The organism is Nocardioides kongjuensis, from assembly GCF_013409625.1.
GTDB lineage: Bacteria > Actinomycetota > Actinomycetes > Propionibacteriales > Nocardioidaceae > Nocardioides > Nocardioides kongjuensis.
Window position 1 is genome coordinate 4,838,571 of sequence record NZ_JACCBF010000001.1, and the last position, 17,707, is coordinate 4,856,277.

Below are 17,707 nucleotides of genomic sequence, written 5' to 3' on the forward strand. Positions count from 1 at the left end.
GTGCGTCGGGTGCCGTCAGCGCAGGTGCGGCGAGCCGGCGAGCACCTGGGCGAACTCGTTGAGCTTCTCCGGGGTGCCGAGCGTCCACGGAGCCGTGCTGTTGAGCTCGCTGTCGAAGTAGGAGTAGGCGATGCCGCCGAAGTCCTGCATGCTCTGCACGGTGTTCGCGATCTCGGTCGGCCGGTCGACGGCCGCCTTGTCGGTGATCCCGGTCTCGCCGAGCGCCCAGTCGACGCCGACGGTGCGGGCCCAGGCCGCGATCTTCTGGAAGTAGCCCGGCATGTCGACCCAGCGCAGGTCCATCTTGCCGTTCTTGACCGAGCCGTACTCCTGGTAGATGTCGAAGCCGGCGACGTCGATCTTGACGCCCCGCGGCCAGATGTTCGCCAGGCTGTACTGCGGGTCGCCGTAGAACTGGTGCCACCCGGTCACGATCACGGTGAACGCCACGTTGGGGGCGTTGTTGCGGATGATCGGCGCGAGGTGCTCCTGCATCCGGCGCCACTCCTGGATGTCGCCGTCGTTCTCCGGCTCGTGGTGGAAGGCCACCCAGACCGGGCCGGGCAGCGCCGCGAGGCGCTGGGCGAGGTCGGTCGCCCAGGCGTCACCCACGCCGTTGGCCATGTCGGTCCAGCTGTACGGCGGCTTGAAGCTGATCCACGGCAGCCGGCCGGCGGCCAGGTCGGCCGAGGCGTTCTTGACGGCGCTGGCGACACCGGTGCCGGTGTAGTAGGTACGGCGCACCGCGAGCTTGTTGCCGAGCTGCTGCTCGAGCGCGGTCGGGTCGGTGTTGCCGCCGTGGGCAGCGCCGATGTAGGTGCCGCACGCCGGGATGCCTCGTGCGTCACGGCTGCAGCCGTTGGACAGGCTGCCCGCCGAGCCCTTGCCGCCACCGGCCTTGACCCGCAGGTCGTCGACCAGCAGTCGCTGCGCGGAGGTGAGCGAGGGGGTGCGGAACCGGAGCTTGAACACCGAGTTCGCCGCCTTCGCGGTCATCTTGACCTTGACCCGGGTCCAGGCCCGGCCCTTGGCGTTGACCGTCCTGGTCTTGGTCTGCAGGGTCCTGCCCTTGACCTCGCGGACCTGCAGCGTCACGGCGCGCTTGCCCGTGGAGCGGACCCAGGCCCGCACGACGTACGTGGTGCCCTTGGAGTGGGCGCCACCGAACCGGTGCTTGCTGACGGCGGCGGCCGGCCCGTGGTTCTTCGTGCGCACGACCAGCGCGCGGCTGTGGTTGCGTCCCTCGCCGGTGCGCGAGAGCTTCACCCGGCTGCCGCCGACACCGGCGAACCCGTCCAGGTGCGACTCGAAGGTCCCGGTGGGGACCGACTCCTGCGCCGCACGGCTCGGCTGTGCCGAGGTCGGCACCGCCGCGACGGCGCTGGTCAGCAGCACGGCAGCCAGGACCGGCAGCCAGAGCCACCGCACGAGGCCGTTCTTGTTCTTCGTCTTCTCGGCGTCCTGCAAGACGCCACCTCCCCGGATCTCCGGGGCCGCGGGAGCGAAACTACGGCCCTCGTTCTCTCTTGTCTTCGGCTCGATTGGAACCGGAACGAGAGATCGTGGCCAATATCCTCCCCCATTTGAGGTACGACGAGTGGGCAGCGCCGGGAGGCGCAAGGGGGCCGGCGCGGTCAGGGCGAGGGTGGTCATCTCCGCGGGCCCCGGTCGACTAGATCCCGTGCCCCCGCCGGTGGGCCAGGTGCAGCAGCCGCTCGGCGCTCACAAGGTGCAGGGCGACGGCCGCAGCGAGGTACGCGCGCGGCTCGAGCGGGGAGCTCCAGGCCGTGCGGGCGGCCCACGGCAGGGCGTCGCGCCGGCCGAGGGCGGCGAGGGCGAACGCCTTGCGACCGGTCTCGCGCGCCAGCGCCCTCCGGTCGTCGAAGAAGACCGGGTGCTTGGCCAGGCCGTAGTCGATCGCGGCGGCGATGGTCGCCCACTGCTGCGAGAACTGGGAACCGCCCCAGCGCACCTGCACCAGGGGCGCCTCGACGAGGGCGAAGCCCCCCTCCTGGGAGGCGCGGATCATCCAGTCGAAGTCCTCGCCGTAGCTGCCCGGGATCTTCTCGTCGACCAGCCCGATCCGGTGCACGAGGTCGTGGCGTCGTACGACGACCGAGGAGGGGTGCGCCGCCATCGTCCGGTGCCGGACCAGCTGCCGCAGCTCGAGCTCGGCCGGCGTCGGAACCCGGCGCGTCGAGGTGCCCTCGTAGGTCACCTCGATCCCGGTGACGGAGGTGGGGGCGTCGCTGGTTGCGAGCGCCCGGACCTGGCGCTGCAGCTTGCCGGGGAGCCAGAGGTCGTCGTCGTCGCAGAACGCGACCAGCTCGCCCTGCCCGGCCAGGATCCCGGTGTTCCGGGCGCCCGCGAGTCCCGGGCTGCGGGTGTTGCGGACCACGTCGACCTGTCGCTCCACGCAGGTGCGCACCAGCAGCGGGTCGGGCTCGGAGCGGTCGAACACGACGATCACCCGGATCCGGCCGGGATACTCCTGCTCCAGGACCGCCGCGATCGCCTCGCGCACCATGACGGGACGGTCGTGGGTCGCGATGACGACGTCGACGTCGGGCCAGATGTCATCCAGCATGGACCAGCACCTCCTCGGCGGGCACGCGCGGTGCGGGTGCCGGCTCTTCCGTGTTGCGTGTCTTGTCCCGAGGTCCCCTGCGCCGGGGCAGGCGTACGACGATCAGTCCGGCGAGCAGGCCGAGCGCGATCCCGCTGGTCGCCGGGACGCCGCGGTCGGCGCCGACCGCGCGCACCGGCGTGAGCCGGATCAGCGACCCGGCCTCGGGCCGGTGCGTGGTGAGGTAGTCGATCGCGGCCCGCAGGTAGGTGCGGGTGGTGGCCCAGGCGGGGTCGGTCGCGTCGATCGCGGCCAGCCGTTCCTGGAGCCGGGCGACGAGCGTGGTGCGCCGGTCCTCCAGGTAGGTGCGCCGCGCGGTCAGGTACTCCTCGGCGACCGCCCGGGCGGCCGCCCGGGGATCGTGCGCCGCCGACGTGGTGAGGTTCAGCTCGAGCACGGTCGACAGCGGCGGCGCGGAGACGCTGATGTCGTCACGCAGCTCGCTCGGCGTCATCCCGACCTGCTCGCCGGCCCGGGTCAGCGCCCGTTGCGAGCGCACCAGGGCCGCCTCGGTGTCGATCGTCGCGGCGACCGGCTGGACGACCGGCTGGTCGACGAGTGCCCCGATGGTGACCTCGCGGGCGAACTCGCCCACGTCGAGGTAGGTGGGCGAGGGGGTGAGCGCGACCGTCACCGTGCTGGTGCGCTGCTGCGCGTGGCCGACGGTCGCGGCCGCGCCGAGCAGGCCGCCGAGGGCCGCCGTCCCGGCCACGACCGCGACCGACCGGGCACGGGGGGCACGCAGCCGGCTGCCGCCGCCCTGCTCGCGCCAGGCCAGCCCGATGCCGGTCATCACCAGCATCATCGGGAGCTCCATGGTGTCGTACACCGACAGCTGGAGCAGGAAGACGCCCATGACGAAGGTCGCGACGGTCTGGTTCACCGTGCGACATCGCCAGGTGCGCCGCAGCGCGAGCACGAAAAAGGTCAGGAAGAAGGCCGTCCCCACCCAGCCCTGCGAGAACAGCACCAGCCAGAGCTGGCCCTGGGTCCCCAGCGGGGGCACGCCGCAGGCCGGGCAGTCGGGCTTCGCCCCGCCGGCGATCGAGGTGAAGGTGCCCGCGACGTTGCGGGTGCTGCCGAAGCCGACCACGGGCGACCCGCGGGTCATCGAGTCGACGGTCGCGACGAGCAGCTGGGAGCGGCGCTCGTTGCTGTGGGGGTGGCTGAGACGATCGGAGATCGTCGTGCCGAGCGGGGTGCTGGTCAGGGCGAAACCGCCGATGACGACCACGACGACCAGGCCCGCGAGGGCGGTGTGGTTGCGCCGGGTCGCCAGCAGGACGAGCAGGCCGATGCAGCAGCTGCCGACCGCGAGCCACAGCCCGCGGTTGAGGCTCCACACGACCGGGATCGCGGCGAGCGCCAGCACCACGGGCGCCAGCAGCCGCCACCGGGACCGCGAGCGCGCGACGGTCGCGACGAAGTACACCAGGCCCAGCGACATGACGCTGCCCCACGTGTTCGTGTAGGGGAACGGCGCCTTGGGCCGCGGTTCCGGTACGCCGAGCACGGTCTGGACGTCGGAGGCCCGCGCCGACACGAGCGTGCTCACGAAGCCGTTGCTGCGCAGGCCGTGGGGGAGCACCCGCTCGGCGAGCGTCGTGATCGAGAAGTCCGGGGCGATGAGCCCGAGCAGCCCGCCGGCCACCGCGACGACGAACACCGCGGCCATCATCCGGTGCACGACGCGGTCGGGGAGCCGCTCCCTGGGCGTGTTCCCCAGCCAGACCAGCACGACGGTGGAGGCGGCGTACCAGCAGAACCGGTAGCCGAACACCATCAGCCGGCCCGTGCCACCGCCGGTCTCGGCTCCGGGAGCCGCGGCCCACAGGGTGCCGATCCCGAGCAGCACCCACGCCAGGAACAACAGCCACCACCCGAATCCCGGGGGGACGATCACCCGGCGGCGTCGCCACAGGTCCAGCGCCAGGACGACGGCGACCAGGAGCGGCACCACCGACGCCAGCCCCAGCACCCACCACACGGGCAGGCCGACGATGCCGACCACGAAGCAACGCTCGGTACGCCGTGTCGGTCCCCGTCCGGGCCGGTCCCCCGGTGACGTGGCGGACGTCATGGACCAAGCGAACCCGGCGCCCGCGCGTGGCGGCTCACCAATTTTGGGGGACTAACGGCGCACCCCGACCGGGGTGCGTTGGGCCGTCCTAGTGTCGCGTGTGGACCTCCGGGGAGGACCAGGCAACCCATTCATCGGACCGGTGGGGAGGGGAGGTCGCCATGAGACGGATCGCTGCCGTCGCGGTGTGCTGCCTCGCCCTCCTCGGCTCGTCCCTGCTGGTCGCGCCCGCCTCCGCGGGCGACGAGAACGGCGGCACCCTGGTCGGTGAGCAGCCGGTCGCCGGCACCCCGCAGGTCCTCGACGGCGAGGTCCTCTCGGTCCTCCAGGTCGGCGGCACGGTCGTCCTCGCCGGCAGCTTCACCCGGGCTCGCGACGACGACAGCGACGTCGAGGTCGCGCGCCGCGGCCTGCTCGCGTTCGACGCGGCGACCGGCCGGATCGACCCCGACTTCCACCCCGACCCGGACGGTGTCGTGAACGCCGTCGCGGCCGGTCGCTCCGGGACCGTGTACGTCGGCGGTGAGTTCTCGGTGATCGGCGGCCTGCCGCGGGCGGGGGTCGCCCGGGTCACGCTCGCCGGGGGTGCGGTCGTCCCGTCGTTCGACCCGGGCCGGGTCGACGGCCCCGTCAGGGACCTGGTGCTGCGCCGCAACAAGCTGTGGGTGGCGGGTGCCTTCTCCCGGATCGGCGGGCGCAAGCAGCGTGCCCTCGCCGTGCTCGCCGCGGGGAGCGGACGCGCGCGCAGCAAGCCCGGGCTGACCGTGGCCGGCCGGGCCCGGCACGGGCTGGGCAGGACCGCGGTGTCGCGGATCGACGTCAGCCCGAACGGGCGCTACCTCGCGCTGATCGGGAACTTCCGCTCGGTCCAGGGCGAGCGTCGGGTTCAGCTCGCGCTGCTCGACCTGCGCCGCGCAGCCGCGGTCAGCACGTTCCGCACCCGCTTCTACTCCGCCACCTGCTCCGAGCTCTACTACAGCTACGTGCGCGACGTCGCCTTCGCTCCGGACGGCTCGTACTTCGTGGTCGTCACCTCCGGCGGCCCCGGCGGTCCGCGCTCCCCGTGCGACAGCGTTGCCCGCTTCGAGACGCGCGGCACCGATCGCGCGGCTCGACCGTCCTGGATCTCCTCGACCGGGGGCGACACGCTCCAGGCCGTCGAGGTCACCTCCAGCGCGGTGTACGTGGGCGGCCACCAACGCTGGTTCAACAACCCCTACGGCGCCAACGCCGCGGGGCCGGGCGCCGTCCAGCGCAAGGGCATCGCCGCCCTGAGCCCCGTCAACGGTCTCCCGTTCAGCTGGAACCCGGGACGCAGCCGGGGCGTCGGCGTGGGTGACCTGCTGGTGACCGGTGCCGGGCTGTGGGTCGGCTCCGACACCGACCGGATCGGTGACCAGGAACGCGCGCGGATCGCGCTGCTGCCGACCGGTGGAGCGTCGTACCCGGCCGTCGGGACGCCCCGTCGCCTCGCGACCGTCTACAGCGCGCGCGGGAGCGACCTGGTCCGCCGGTCACACCGGGCAAGCCGGGCCGGGCCCGCCATCACGGTGCCGGGCGGCGGGCCGGACTGGGGCGCCGTCGCGGGCGCGTTCCTGCTGGACGGCCGGCTGTACGTCGCGGGGCGCGACGGGTCCTTCACCCGGCGTACCTTCGACGGCACGAGCTACGGACCGGCCGAGCCGGTCGACGCGGCCGACGGGCTGGTTCCCCTGCTCGCGTGGCGGGCCGAGCTCGCCACCGTGACCGGTCTCTTCTACGACCGCGGACGGATCTACTTCACGCTGGCCGGGTCCCGCGCCCTCCACTACCGGTACTTCAACCCGGAGAGCGGCGTCGTCGGCGCCGATCGGCTGGTGGCGTCGCGCAGGGTCGGCGGCTTCGCCCCGCGGCGGGTGCGCGGCATGTTCGTCGCGGGCAAGCACCTCTACTGGGTCACCGGCTCCGGGCACCTGCGGCGGACCGGATGGACCCAGGGTGCGCAGTCGGGGGTGCCGAGCGGCGAGGTGAGCGAGGTCGGCGGACCGAAGGTCGACGGGGTCCGGTGGGGACCGGGTGTGGTGTTCGCCGGTCCTCCGGTGCGACAGGGCGGCTGAGTCGTGTCGGCCCCGTCCCTGCTGGTGGTCCTGCTCGCGATCGGTGCCGCGGGCGGGTGCGCGGTGACCGGCGATGCCGCGACGCCGACAGCGAGACCGGCGTCCGGGCCGACGGCCAAGGGGCTCGCCAAGGTGGACCTCGGGCTCGCCTTCGACCAGGTGGTCGTGCCGGGCGACATGGTCCCCGGCACGGTCAACAGCGGCACCGCACGCGTCGACATCACCGTCGTCACCCAGGGCGGTGGCCGGCTCACCTGGACACCCGGCCGCGCTGGGGGATCGGCCATCCGGACCCCGGCGTACGTCGCCGAGGGCGTGGTCCCCGCAGCCGCGCTCGTCGTCCGCACCGACCCGTCGGCACCCGACCCACTCGATCCCGGCACCGGCGACTTCCTGGTCGCGGTGGACTTCCGTGCGGACACCGCGACGGCAGGACGCCCGGAGGACGACGGCGACAACCTCGTGCAGCGGGGCCGTTACGGCCAGCCCGCGCAGCTCAAGCTCCAGCTCGACCACGGGGCCCCGTCCTGCCGCCTCGCCGGGACGCTCGGCGAGGTGCTGGTCGAGGACCCCGGGCCGGTGACACCCGAGCGCTGGTACCGGCTGACGTGCAGCCGGACCGGCCCGACCGTGCGCATGCGACTGGTCGACCTCGACGGCGGCGCCGCTCCCCAGGAGTGGAGCGTCGACGGCGACCCCGGCGCCATCAGCTTCGACCACGCCCCGCTGTCCATCGGCGCCAAGGTCTCCGACCGCGGTCGGATCGCCCAGGGCTCCACCGACCAGTTCCACGGAACGATCGACCGTGTCGTCCTCGATGTCCGTTGAGGAGCCGGTCCGGCGCGTCGCGCTGGTCGCCGAGCGGCGGCTGGTCGGCCAGGCGATCGCCGCTGCCCTGCGCGGCCGCGGCCTGGCCCCGGTGCTCTTCGAGTGGCCCGAGCGCGGCGGCCGGCTGTCCTTCCGCCAGGGCCTGGCCCGCAGCGGCGCCTCGGTCGGTGTGATCCTCTGCGACCTGCGCACCCCCGACCTGCTCCACGACGTGGAGCTCCTCGTCAGCCGCGGCCCGATCCGCTGGCTGGTCCTCACCGACAGCGAGTTCGGCCCACGGTGGGGCACCGTCCTCGGGGCCGGGGCGACCGGCGTGCTGCCCACCACGACGACCACCGCCGGCCTCGCCAAGGCCGTCCGCGACACCCTCGCCGGCGGTTCGCCGACCCCGGACGTGCTCCGCGAGCGGGCGCTGCGCGAGTGGGAGAGCGTCGCCGAGGAGCAGCGGGAGCTGGTACGCCGGATGGAGCTGCTCACCCACCGCGAGTACGAGGTCCTCGGTGCCCTCTACGACGGCCTCTCGGTGCGCCGGATCGCCGACGCCTCCGGTGTCGCCGAGGCGACCGTCCGCAGCCAGGTGAAGTCGTTGCGTCGCAAGCTGGGTGTGGACTCCCAGCTGGCCGCGGTCGCGCTCTACCGCCGGTCGCTGGAGGTGTTCCCGCGGGCCCGTCAGTGAGGCAACGCCCTAACCCTCCTGCGGCAGCCGCGCCCGCGGCAACCGGATGACGAACGTCGTCCCCCCGTCCTCCGGCGCCTCGCCGAGCTCCAGCGTGCCGCCCTGCTCGAGCAGCAGCCGTCGGGCGCGGTGCAGGCCGATGCCCTGGCCGCCGGAGGCCCGACCGCGGCTGCCCCACGAGAACAGCCGCTCGCGCACGGCCGGGTCGAGCCCGGGGCCGGCGTCGGAGACGAGGATCTCGACCTGCTCGCCGACCAGGCGTGAGGTGACGGTCGTGCCCCGGCCACCGGCGTGGTCGGCGGCGTTCTTGATCAGGGTGCTGAGCGCCTCGGCGAGGCCGTCGTGGCGGGCGTGGACGCGGTGGCCGCCGGGGGTCCACGTGACGTGGTGGCCCAGGGCGGCCTGGGCCACCACGAACGGCGACACCACGGTGTCCACGTCGACGGTCGTCATCGGACCCTGCTTGGACGCGACAGTACGACGCAGCCGCGCCGCCTCGATGTCGACCATCTTCTCCAGGGCGGTACGGCGGGGGCCGGGCGGGATCTGGCCGCTGGCCAGCAGCCGGGCCCCGGCGGCGAGTCCGGCGGCGGCCGAGCGGACCTCGTGCGCGACCTCGCGGTCCTGCTTGACCTCGGCCTCGGCCTCGGCGGCCAGGTGGGCGTAGCGGGCCACCCGCGCGTCCATCTGCTCCAGCGCGATGCGCAGCAGGGAGGACGCGGTCGTCGCGATGAGGGCGCTGAACAGGGCCACGCCGACGACCGCGGCCGGCGTCGGCATCATGGCGTCGGTCAGGGTCGAGTACAGGCGGGCGGCGAAGATCGCGAGCATCCCGACGCCGATCCGGGCCGCTGCCCACCCCGGCAGTGACGAGGTGGCCAGCTGGAACCCGACGATCGCCATGGCCAGGCCGATCATCGCCATGATGGCGAAGTCGACTGGGTCGCCGGTGCCCAGGACCCCCGAGTCGTGGATGGACTCCTGCACGAGGCGGTAGCCCACGAGCGTGATGGTCGCCGAGGTCAGGCCGAGCAGGACCCCGGTGAGGATCAGGTGCCTTCCCGGTACGGCGGCCTTCCGGCCCCGGTGGATGACGACCAGCACGACCAGCACGGTGAACAGGTGCCCGTTGGTCAGCCGGAAGGAGAGCGGGCTCAGCGCGCGGTCGATCATCCCGAGCACCTCGAGCGGTGCGTCCTGGAGGGCGACGATCGCCGCGGCGACCGCCATGCTGCCGCGCAGGGCGTCGTACATCAGCCGCGCGTCGACGGCCATCGCGATGCCCGCCCCGAGCAGCATCAGGTCGGCCAGCAGCATCACCGCGTGCCCCGCCAGGACCACGCGGTCGCCCTCGGGGTCCCCGATCAGGGCGACGACCAGGTACGGGTAGAGCAGCAGGCCGGCGAGGGCAGCGCTCCACCACCACGACGGGTGCGTGGTCCCGCCGCGGCCGATCAACCGTCGGACGGACGACCCCAGCAGGCGGCCGGCCCGACGACCCCCCAGCTGAGCCGTCACCACTCCATTGTGGCCAGACCTCGCCAGTCCCGGGCGGGATCGGGGCGATTGCCCGTGCGTGCGGCACTCTCGGATGCGAGGACTGGCCCGTCCGGGCGAGGTGCGCTCGGTCCTCGGTGCCCGGGACCTGGACGTGCTTGGCTGGATCCATGACCCGAGAGCTGGTCCGTCCGCCCAAGGCCCGCCCCGGCGACAGGATCGCCGTGCTGTCGCCCTCGTTCGCTGCGCCCGGCTTCGCGCCGGCGGTGCACGAGCAGGCGATGCGGCGACTCGCCGAGGCGACCGGGCTGGTGCCGGTGGAGTACCCCACGACCCGCCTGCTCGGGGCGAACCCGGAGCAGCGAGCGGCCGACCTGAACCAGGCGTTCGCCGACCCGCAGGTGCGGGCGATCATCGCCACCGTCGGCGGCGAGGACCAGGTCACCGTCGTGCCCCACCTCGACGCGGAGGCGGCTCGTCGCGACCCGAAGCCGTTCCTCGGCACCAGCGACAACACCAACCTGCACCAGTGGCTCTGGTCGCTGGGCATCGCCAGCTTCTACGGCGGGTCCACGCAGGTGCACCTCGGCCCGGGCCCGGGTCTCGACGCCGTGCACGCCGCCTCGCTGCGGGCGGCGCTGCTCGACGGCGGCCGGCTGGAGGTGAGCGACCCGGGGGAGTCCGAGGACGTCGGCCGGGACTGGAACGACCCCCGCGCCCTCACGGAGCACGGTGACCGGGAGCCGACCGAGCCGTGGAGCTGGTCCGGCCCGGAGCGGTCGGTGACCGGTCCGACCTGGGGTGGTTGCCTCGAGGTTCTGCAGTGGGTGCTGACGGCGGGCCGGTTCCGCGAGGAACCGGACGCGCTGGCCGGCGGCGTGATGCTGCTGGAGACCTCGGAGGAGCTGCTCCCGGCCCGCGAGGTGGGCTGGATCGTGCGTGCCCTGGGGGAGCGGGGCCTGCTCGCCGCCGTCGACGCGGTCCTGGTCGCCCGACCCCCGGTCTCGGACTTCGAGCGGCGGCCCGACGCGACCGAACGGGCCGCCCTGCGGGCCGCGCAGCGCGACGTCGTGGTCGAGCAGGTGGCCCGCTACAACCCCGACGCCGTCGTCTGCGTCGGCATCCCGTTCGGGCACACCCGGCCGCAGTGGATCCTCCCCCACGGAGGAGCCGTCACGGTCGACGGTGCGGCCCGGCGGGTGTGGGCCGACTACGGCTGAGCCGGCCCGCAGCCGGGGATCAGATGCCGTGGTTGGCCACGAGCAGCCGCCCGGGGTCGACGGCGTCGCGGACCCGGCACAGCCGGGCCCAGTCCTCGCCGTCGTAGAAGCGGCTCGGGTCCACCCGGGTCTCGGTGAACGTCGGCACCAGGCTGGTCCGCGACCAGGCACCCAGCGCGCGCACGACCGTGAACGCCGCAGCCCGGCCGGCGACCGCAGCCTGCGGCGTCGGGGCCATGGCGACGCAGAACAGCGCGTACTCGCCGGGCACGTGGGACAGCACGCCCCCGTCCGCGTCCGGTGCGCCGAACGCCCCGCCCAGGTGCCGCAGCTCGGCGAACATCAGCCCGCTGCGGGTGCCCGGACCGACCTGCTCGAGGAACACCTCGACAGCGGCGTCGTCCAGCGAGCCCAGCACGCTGTGGTCCGCGACCGCCGGCGACGGGCCGGGCGGGTCCATGTGGACCTGCAGCAGCGCGGTCGTGGGGATCCGGGCGAAGGTGTCCATCTCGGGCTGGAGGGCCCGCAGCGGCGCGAGCAGGGCGGCGGCGTCCTCGTCGGACTCGAGCACCGCGCCGTCGATGACGACGATGTCGCGGCCGGAGAGGAACGGCGGCAGCTCGGGCAGCGGCGGGAAGCTCATCACCCGCAGCGAGGTGGTCGCCGACTCCGGCGCGGTGCGGGTCCACTCGACCCACGCCCGGACCACCTCGGGGGCCTGCTCGCGGTCCCAGAGCAGCATGCCGGCGTACACGTCGGCGTACGGCAGCAGGTCGAGCTCGATCGCGACGACGACGCCGACGTTGCCGCCCGCGCCGCGGGCCGCCCAGAACAGGTCGGGCTCCTCGGTGGCGCTGAGGCGCCGCAGCGCGCCGTCGGCGGTCACGACGTCGACGGCACGGATCGAGCCAGCCGCGAGACCGTGCCGGCGGCCGTAGAAGGACAGTCCGCCGGCCAGCGCGAAGCCGGCCACGGCCACGTCGGGGGCCGACCCGTGCAGCGCGGTGAGCCCGTGCGGCGCCGCGGCGGTGACCACGTCCTCCCACAGGGTGCCGCCGAGGACCCGCGCGGTGCGGGTCGTGGGGTCGACGGTGACGCCGGTCAGGGCGTGCAGGCGGAGCAGGACGACGTCGTCGAGGGCGCCCTCGCCGAGCGGCGCGGCGCCGTGGCCGGTGCTCTGCGGGGCGACCCGCAGGCCGGCGGCGGCAGCAGCGCGGACGACGGCCTGCACCTCCGCCACGGTGCGCGGCACGGCGACCGCGGCCGGTCGCTGGTCGACGGCCAGGTTCCACGGGGTGCGGGCGGCGTCGTACCCGTCGTCGCCGGGCAGGTGGAGCTCGCACCCGGCGCCGAGCCGGGTCAGGGAGGTGAGGTCGGGAGTGGTGGTCATGGCGCCCACCCTCCGGTCCGGCGACGGGTCCGGACCATCCCTGTTCCCGGTGGTTTCCGGCGCCGGCGGGGCTGGGATCCGGACTTCCCCAGAAAAGTGGGATACGCACCCCCGGGTGCATCCGCCACACTGCTCGGGTGAGCCGAGGACTGACTGCCGAGCGTGTGCGCAAGGACGTGGACGTGGTGGCGCGCGCCGGCCTCGACCTCGAGACCTTCCTCGAGGAGGCGATGGCCTCGCTGCGCCGTGCCGTCCCGTGGGAGAGCGCCTGCGTGGCGACCCACGACCCCGGCACCCACCTGCTCACCAGCGGCCGGAAGTACGGCGCCCTCGCGGGCGAGAGCGAGCACGACCACGAGTTCGCGCTGATCGAGTACGGCGACGTCGAGGCCACCGCGTTCACCGAGCTGGTCCGCACCGAGACCGACGCGGCCGGGGTGCACCTGGTCCACGGCGGCGAGGTCGAGCGCTCGCCGCGCATGGAGCGGTTCATGGTGCCGCGCTTCGGGATCGGTGACGAGGCCCGGGTGGCCTTCCGCGACGGCCGGGAGATGTGGGGGGCCGCGGCGCTCTTCCGCGGACCCGACGACCGTCCCTTCGACGCCGAGGAGATCGACTTCCTCGCCTCGCTCACCGGCATGTTCGCCCGCGGTGTCCGCGCCGGCGTGCTCACCCGGATGGCCGACGTCGTCGCGCCGGCGCCCGGTCCCGGCCCCGCCGTGATCATCGTCGGTCCCGACGACCGCGCCACCCAGATGACCCCGACGGCCGAGCAGTGGCTGGGTGAGCTGGCCGGCAGTCCGACCCACCCCGACCCGGTGTCCCCGGTGGCAGCGCTCATCGCCTCGGCCCGCCGCTACGCGCGTGGCGAGCTCCCCTCGCCGCCCCGCTGCCGGCTGCGCACCGCCGGGGGCATGTGGCTGGTGCTGCAGGCCGGCCCGCTGAGCACCTTCCGCGACCGCGAGGGCGACGTCGTGATCACCATCGAGGAGGCCCGGCCGCCGGAGATCGTGGCGCTCGTCGTCGCCGCGTTCGGCCTGACGCCGCGCGAGCGCGACGTCACGCAGCTGGTGCTGCAGGGCGTCGACACCAAGGAGATCGCGAGCACGCTGCACCTGTCGGCGTACACCGTCCAGGACCACCTCAAGTCGGTCTTCGACAAGGCCGGCGTGCGCTCGCGCCGCGAGCTGATCTCGCGGGTCTACTTCGACCAGTACGTGCCCCGCATGGGCGGCGAGCTGGCCCCGTCCGGCTGGTTCGCCTGATGGCCTCGACCCTGACCCGCGAGCGGGTGCGCCAGGACGTCGGCGTCGTCGCCCAGGCGGGCCTCGACCTCGAGTCGTTCCTGGTGGAGGCCGTCGAGTCGCTGCGGCGGGCTGTGCCGTGGGTGAGCGCCTGCGTCGGAACCCACGACCCGCGCACCCTGCTGCTCACCAGCGACCGCAAGTTCGGGCACCTGCTCGGCCAGGACCCGCGCGACGCTGAGTTCGGGCTGCTCGAGTACGGCAGCCCGGAGGCGACCTCCTTCACCGAGCTCGCGGCCGCCGAGCGCCCGGCGGCCGGCGTCTTCCTGCAGACCGGCGGCGACGTCGAGCGCTCCATGCGGATCGCGTCCTACCACCTGCTCCACTACGGCCACGCCGACGAGGCGCGCCTCGTCTTCCGCGAGGGCAGCGAGGTGTGGGGCGGGATGGGCCTGATGCGGGGCACCGACGACCGGCCCTTCGACGACGCCGAGATCGACTTCCTCGCCTCCCTCGCGCCCGCCTTCGCCCGCGGCGTCCGCGCCGGCCTGATGGCTCGGCTCGCAGGGGTCGACGAGCCCGACGACGGGCCCACCGAGGTGCCCGGGCCGGCCGTCGTCATCATCGGCTCCGGGTACCGGGTCGCCCAGATGACGCCCACCGCCGAGCACCGCCTGCGCGAGCTGGCCCGCGACCCCGACGGCGGGATCCCCGTCGCCCTGCTGTCCGGCCTGGTCGGCGCCGCCCGCCGCTACGCCCGCGGCGAGACGACGGTGCTGCCCCGCTGCCGCGCCCGCACCCGCCTCGGGCGCTGGCTGATCCTCCAGGCCGGTCCGCTGAGCAGCACCGGCGACCACGACGGCGATGTCGTGATCACCATCGAGGAGGCCCGCCCGCCGGAGATCGTCGGCCTCGTCGTCGCCGCCTTCGGGCTGACGCCGCGCGAGCGCGACGTCACGCAGCTGGTGCTGCAGGGTGTCGGCACGCAGGAGATCGGGCGCGCGCTGCACATGTCGGCGTACACCGTCCAGGACCACCTGAAGGCGGTCTTCGACAAGGCCGGCGTGCGGTCTCGTCGCGAGCTGATCGCGCGGGTGTTCTTCGACCAGTACGTGCCGCGGATGGGTGAGGAGATCGGGCCGTCCGGCTGGTACGTGTGATCGCTGCACCTTCTCGGGGCTGTCGCCCCGGGTGGGGTGGCGGCGGCCCGACGGCGCTGTAACACGTGGTTCGCTGCTGTGGCGGACCCGAGTCCACGCGCAGACGGGCCTGTACGGGGCTGCAACAGGTGACACGGGTCGGGTAGAGCGGCGGACCACGTGTTACATGCCCCGCGCGCAACGGTGCTGTCGCCCCGGGTGGACTGGCGGCGGCCCGACGGCGCTGTAACACGTGGTTCGCTGCTGTGGCGGACCCGAGTCCACGCGCAGACGGGCTGTACGGGGCTGCAACAGGTGACACGGGTCGGGTAGAGCAGCGAACCACGTGTTACATGCGCACGCCGCCCCGCCCGTCAGGCACCGAAGGCGGTGACGTCTCCGGTCACGACGACCTGGACCCGGTCGCCGGCGGTGGGGACCGAGTCGGCCGGCGTGCGGGCGGTGACCTGCTCGCCCGACGCGAGCCGGACCCGGATGGTGGCGTCGTGGCCGAAGAAGCTGACGTCGACGACCTCTCCGGGGACGCCGTCGGCCGAGCCCCCTGGGCGGACCTGCAGCTGCTCGGAGCGTACGGCGAACCGGGCCGCTCCCGCGGCCGGCCCACCCGGGCGCAGCGCCACCTCCCCGAGGGCGCACCGCCCTCGGCCATCGGCGAGCACCTCGCCGGGCAGCAGGGTGGCGTGGCCGATGAACGCGGCGACGCGGGGGTCCGCGGGCGTCAGGTAGACCGACGCGGGCGGGGCGACCTGGAGGAACTGGCCGGAGACCATGACCGCGACCTGGTCGGCCAGCGACAGGGCCTCACCCTGGTCGTGCGTCACGAGCACGGCGGCCGCCCCGGCCGCACGCAGTGCCCGGACCACCGCCCGGCCGGTCTCCTCGCGCAGCGACGCGTCGAGGGACGAGAACGGCTCGTCGAGCAGCACCAGCGCGGGACGCGGGGCCAGGGCCCGTGCCAGGGCGACCCGCTGCTGCTGGCCGCCGGACAGCTCGTGGGGGTAGCGCTCGGCCAGCGAGGGGTCGAGCTCGACCAGCTGGAGCGCCTCGGCGACCACGGCGGCGGCGTCGCGGCGCCGGGCGCGCGGGAGGCCGAAGGCGACGTTGCGGGCCACGGTCAGGTGCGGGAAGAGCGCGCCCTCCTGGGGGACGTACCCGATGCCGCGGTCGCGCGCCGGGACCAGCCGCGGGCCGCCGACGACCGGCCGGCCGGCGACCGCGATGGTGCCGGCGGTGGGCTCGACGAAGCCCGCGACCGCCCGCAGCAGCGTGGTCTTCCCGCAGCCCGACGAGCCGAGGATCGCGGTCACGCCGGAGTCGACGTGCAGGTCGAGCCCCTGGAGCACCGTGGTGCGGCCATACCCGGCCTCCAGGCCGCGGATCTCGAGTGCGGACATCAGCGGCTCCTGATCGCGAGACGGGCCAGCAGCCACGTGGACGGGACGGACAGGACGATCAGGGCGAGGGCGTACGGCGCGGCGGCGCCGTACGCGATCGAGGACGCGTCGGACCAGAACTTCGTCGCGAGCGTCTCGGTGCCGAGCGGCGCCAGCAGCAGGGTGGCGGTGAGCTCGGTGGACACGGCGAGAGCGACGAGGGCGGCGCCCGACGCCAGGCCGGGCACGACGAGCGGCAGGGTCACCCGGCGGGCCACGGCCGGTCCGGAGCAGCCCAGGCTGCGGGCAACCTCCTCGAGCCCGGGCGGCACCAGCTCGAAGGTGCCGCGCACGCTGACCACGGCCCGCGGCAGGAACAGGATGAGGTAGCCGACGAGGAGCAGCAGCAGGGTCTGGTAGAGGTCGGGCACCACCCGGATCGACACCGTCACCAGGGCGAGGGCGATCACGATGCCCGGCATCGCGCTGGCGGTGTAGACGCTGCGCTCGATCGCGGTCGTGATCCAGCCGCGGTGCCGCACGGCCAGCCACACGACGGGCACCGCGGCGGCGGTGGTGAGTGCGCCGGCGAGCACCGCCAGCAGCAGCGTGTTGCCGAGCGCACTGGTCAGCTCACCGGTCTCGAGCCCGGTGGACGTGCCGCGCACCAGCCAGCGCACCAGCGCCGCCAGCGGTACGCCGAGCGCCCACGCCGCGAGCCCGGCGAGGCCGACCACGACGAAGGGCCGGCGCCGCCCCAGCGCGACCCGGGCGAACTGCCGGCTGGTGCCGGCACCCACCCGTGAGCGCGGCCGGCGGCCGCGCACGAGCAGCTCGATGCCCAGCAGGAGCAGGCAGAACGTGACCAGCACCAGCGCCAGCAGGGTCGCCTCGGGGCCGTTGAAGACGGTCGCGTACTGCTGCAGGATCGCGGTCGTCAGGGTCGGGTAGTTGAGCAGCTGCAGGGCGCCGTACTCCGCCAGCAGGTGCAGGCCGACGAGGAGCGCACCACCCAGCACCGCGGGTGAGATGGCAGGCAGGGTGACCCGGAGGAAGACCTGCCACGGCCCCTTGCCCAACGCGGTCGCGACCTCCTCGACGGCCGGGTCCAGCCGGCGCAGCGCCGCGACGGTGGGCAGGTAGACCAGCGGGTAGTACGACAGCGTCACCACCATCACCGCGCCCGGGTACGACTGCACCGCGTGCGTCGTGGAGACCCAGCCGAAGCCGTTGACGAAAGCGGGCACGGCGAGTGGGGCGCACAGCAGGCCGTGCCACCACCCGCGACCCGGTACGTCGGTCCGCTCGACCACCCACGCCCCCGCCACGCCGACCACGACGCTCGTCAGCACCCCCACGACCAGCAGCCGGGTCGTGTTCCACAGCAGCTCCCCGATCCGGGGTCGCCACAGGAAGTCGACGGCCTCGGCGCGGCCGAGCTCGGCCGTGGTCCACAAGACGTAGCCGAGCGGCACCAGGGCCAGGCCGGCGATCGCCAGCCCGACGAGGAGGAGGAC

The 17,707-nt window shown here is 74.1% G+C and carries 13 protein-coding genes and 1 pseudogene; 6 read left to right on the plus strand and 8 right to left on the minus strand.

Annotated features, from left to right (window positions below):
* Positions 1-15: 15 nt before the first annotated feature.
* The 3 genes from BJ958_RS23225 to BJ958_RS23235 form a co-directional block, all read right to left on the minus strand.
* Entirely contained in the window at positions 16-1,467 is a 1,452-nt protein-coding gene (locus tag BJ958_RS23225; protein ID WP_179729186.1) for a carbohydrate binding domain-containing protein, read from the minus strand.
* Positions 1,468-1,672: 205 nt separating this feature from the next.
* The gene (locus tag BJ958_RS23230; RefSeq protein WP_179729187.1) at positions 1,673-2,587 is read right to left on the minus strand and encodes a glycosyltransferase family 2 protein; all 915 of its coding nucleotides are present in this window, start codon (positions 2,585-2,587) and stop codon (positions 1,673-1,675) included.
* Positions 2,577-4,637 (minus strand): O-antigen ligase family protein, encoded by a 2,061-nt coding sequence (locus BJ958_RS23235; protein WP_179729188.1) that lies wholly within the window; start codon positions 4,635-4,637, stop codon positions 2,577-2,579. Before BJ958_RS23235 ends, BJ958_RS23230 begins: the two co-directional genes overlap by 11 nt.
* A gap of 230 nt (positions 4,638-4,867) precedes the next feature.
* Here BJ958_RS23235 and BJ958_RS23240 point away from each other — a divergent pair, with 230 nt between their 5' ends.
* From BJ958_RS23240 to BJ958_RS23250, 3 genes are read left to right on the plus strand one after another with little or no spacing between them, the layout of a single operon-like run.
* Entirely contained in the window at positions 4,868-6,802 is a 1,935-nt protein-coding gene (locus BJ958_RS23240) for a hypothetical protein (protein ID WP_179729189.1), read from the plus strand.
* Between the two features lie 3 nt (positions 6,803-6,805).
* Positions 6,806-7,630 (plus strand): LamG domain-containing protein, encoded by an 825-nt coding sequence (locus BJ958_RS23245; protein ID WP_179729190.1) that lies wholly within the window; start codon positions 6,806-6,808, stop codon positions 7,628-7,630.
* The gene (locus tag BJ958_RS23250; RefSeq protein ID WP_141800469.1) at positions 7,620-8,306 is read left to right on the plus strand and encodes a response regulator transcription factor; all 687 of its coding nucleotides are present in this window, start codon (positions 7,620-7,622) and stop codon (positions 8,304-8,306) included. The genes BJ958_RS23245 and BJ958_RS23250 overlap by 11 nt, the downstream gene beginning before the upstream one ends.
* A gap of 9 nt (positions 8,307-8,315) precedes the next feature.
* On the opposite strand, the gene BJ958_RS29220 is transcribed toward BJ958_RS23250, so the two are convergent.
* The gene (locus tag BJ958_RS29220) at positions 8,316-9,824 is read right to left on the minus strand and encodes an ATP-binding protein (RefSeq protein WP_179729191.1); all 1,509 of its coding nucleotides are present in this window, start codon (positions 9,822-9,824) and stop codon (positions 8,316-8,318) included.
* Between the two features lie 149 nt (positions 9,825-9,973).
* On the opposite strand from BJ958_RS29220, the gene BJ958_RS23260 reads away from it, so the two are divergent.
* Positions 9,974-11,023: a S66 family peptidase gene (locus BJ958_RS23260; RefSeq protein ID WP_179729192.1), complete on the plus strand. Its 1,050-nt coding sequence runs from the start codon at positions 9,974-9,976 to the stop codon at positions 11,021-11,023.
* A gap of 19 nt (positions 11,024-11,042) precedes the next feature.
* Here the strand turns inward: BJ958_RS23260 and BJ958_RS23265 are convergent, their stop codons facing one another.
* On the minus strand, positions 11,043-12,413 hold the full coding sequence (locus tag BJ958_RS23265) for an FAD-binding protein (RefSeq protein WP_179729193.1): 1,371 nt from the start codon (positions 12,411-12,413) through the stop codon (positions 11,043-11,045).
* Positions 12,414-12,550: 137 nt separating this feature from the next.
* On the opposite strand from BJ958_RS23265, the gene BJ958_RS23270 reads away from it, so the two are divergent.
* Positions 12,551-13,678, plus strand: coding sequence for a LuxR C-terminal-related transcriptional regulator (locus BJ958_RS23270; RefSeq protein WP_179729194.1), 1,128 nt, complete (start codon positions 12,551-12,553; stop codon positions 13,676-13,678).
* Positions 13,678-14,817: a response regulator transcription factor gene (locus BJ958_RS23275; RefSeq protein ID WP_179729195.1), complete on the plus strand. Its 1,140-nt coding sequence runs from the start codon at positions 13,678-13,680 to the stop codon at positions 14,815-14,817. The genes BJ958_RS23270 and BJ958_RS23275 overlap by 1 nt, the downstream gene beginning before the upstream one ends.
* Before the next feature lie 353 nt (positions 14,818-15,170).
* On the opposite strand, the gene BJ958_RS29355 is transcribed toward BJ958_RS23275, so the two are convergent.
* From BJ958_RS29355 to BJ958_RS23285, 3 genes and pseudogenes are all read right to left on the minus strand, one after another.
* Positions 15,171-15,587, minus strand: a complete 417-nt coding sequence (locus BJ958_RS29355) for a TOBE domain-containing protein (protein WP_425489800.1) — start codon at positions 15,585-15,587, stop codon at positions 15,171-15,173.
* 147 nt (positions 15,588-15,734) lie between these two features.
* Positions 15,735-16,211: pseudogene (locus BJ958_RS29360) on the minus strand (ABC transporter ATP-binding protein); the annotation flags it as partial.
* On the minus strand, positions 16,211-17,665 hold the full coding sequence (locus BJ958_RS23285) for an ABC transporter permease subunit (RefSeq protein WP_273521368.1): 1,455 nt from the start codon (positions 17,663-17,665) through the stop codon (positions 16,211-16,213). The pseudogene BJ958_RS29360 and the gene BJ958_RS23285, both read right to left, overlap by 1 nt.
* Between the last annotated feature and the right edge of the window lie 42 nt (positions 17,666-17,707).

Excerpts from the sequence above, each read along its gene's own strand:
- BJ958_RS23230 (WP_179729187.1), bottom strand. The coding sequence starts at position 2,587 with ATGCTGGATGACATCTGGCCCGACGTCGACGTCGTCATCGCGACCCAC.
- BJ958_RS23240 (WP_179729189.1), top strand. The coding sequence starts at position 4,868 with ATGAGACGGATCGCTGCCGTCGCGGTGTGCTGCCTCGCCCTCCTCGGC.
- BJ958_RS23250 (WP_141800469.1), top strand. The coding sequence starts at position 7,620 with ATGTCCGTTGAGGAGCCGGTCCGGCGCGTCGCGCTGGTCGCCGAGCGG.
- BJ958_RS23260 (WP_179729192.1), top strand. The coding sequence starts at position 9,974 with ATGACCCGAGAGCTGGTCCGTCCGCCCAAGGCCCGCCCCGGCGACAGG.
- BJ958_RS23265 (WP_179729193.1), bottom strand. The coding sequence starts at position 12,413 with ATGACCACCACTCCCGACCTCACCTCCCTGACCCGGCTCGGCGCCGGG.
- BJ958_RS23275 (WP_179729195.1), top strand. The coding sequence starts at position 13,678 with ATGGCCTCGACCCTGACCCGCGAGCGGGTGCGCCAGGACGTCGGCGTC.
- BJ958_RS29355 (WP_425489800.1), bottom strand. The coding sequence starts at position 15,587 with ATGGTCTCCGGCCAGTTCCTCCAGGTCGCCCCGCCCGCGTCGGTCTAC.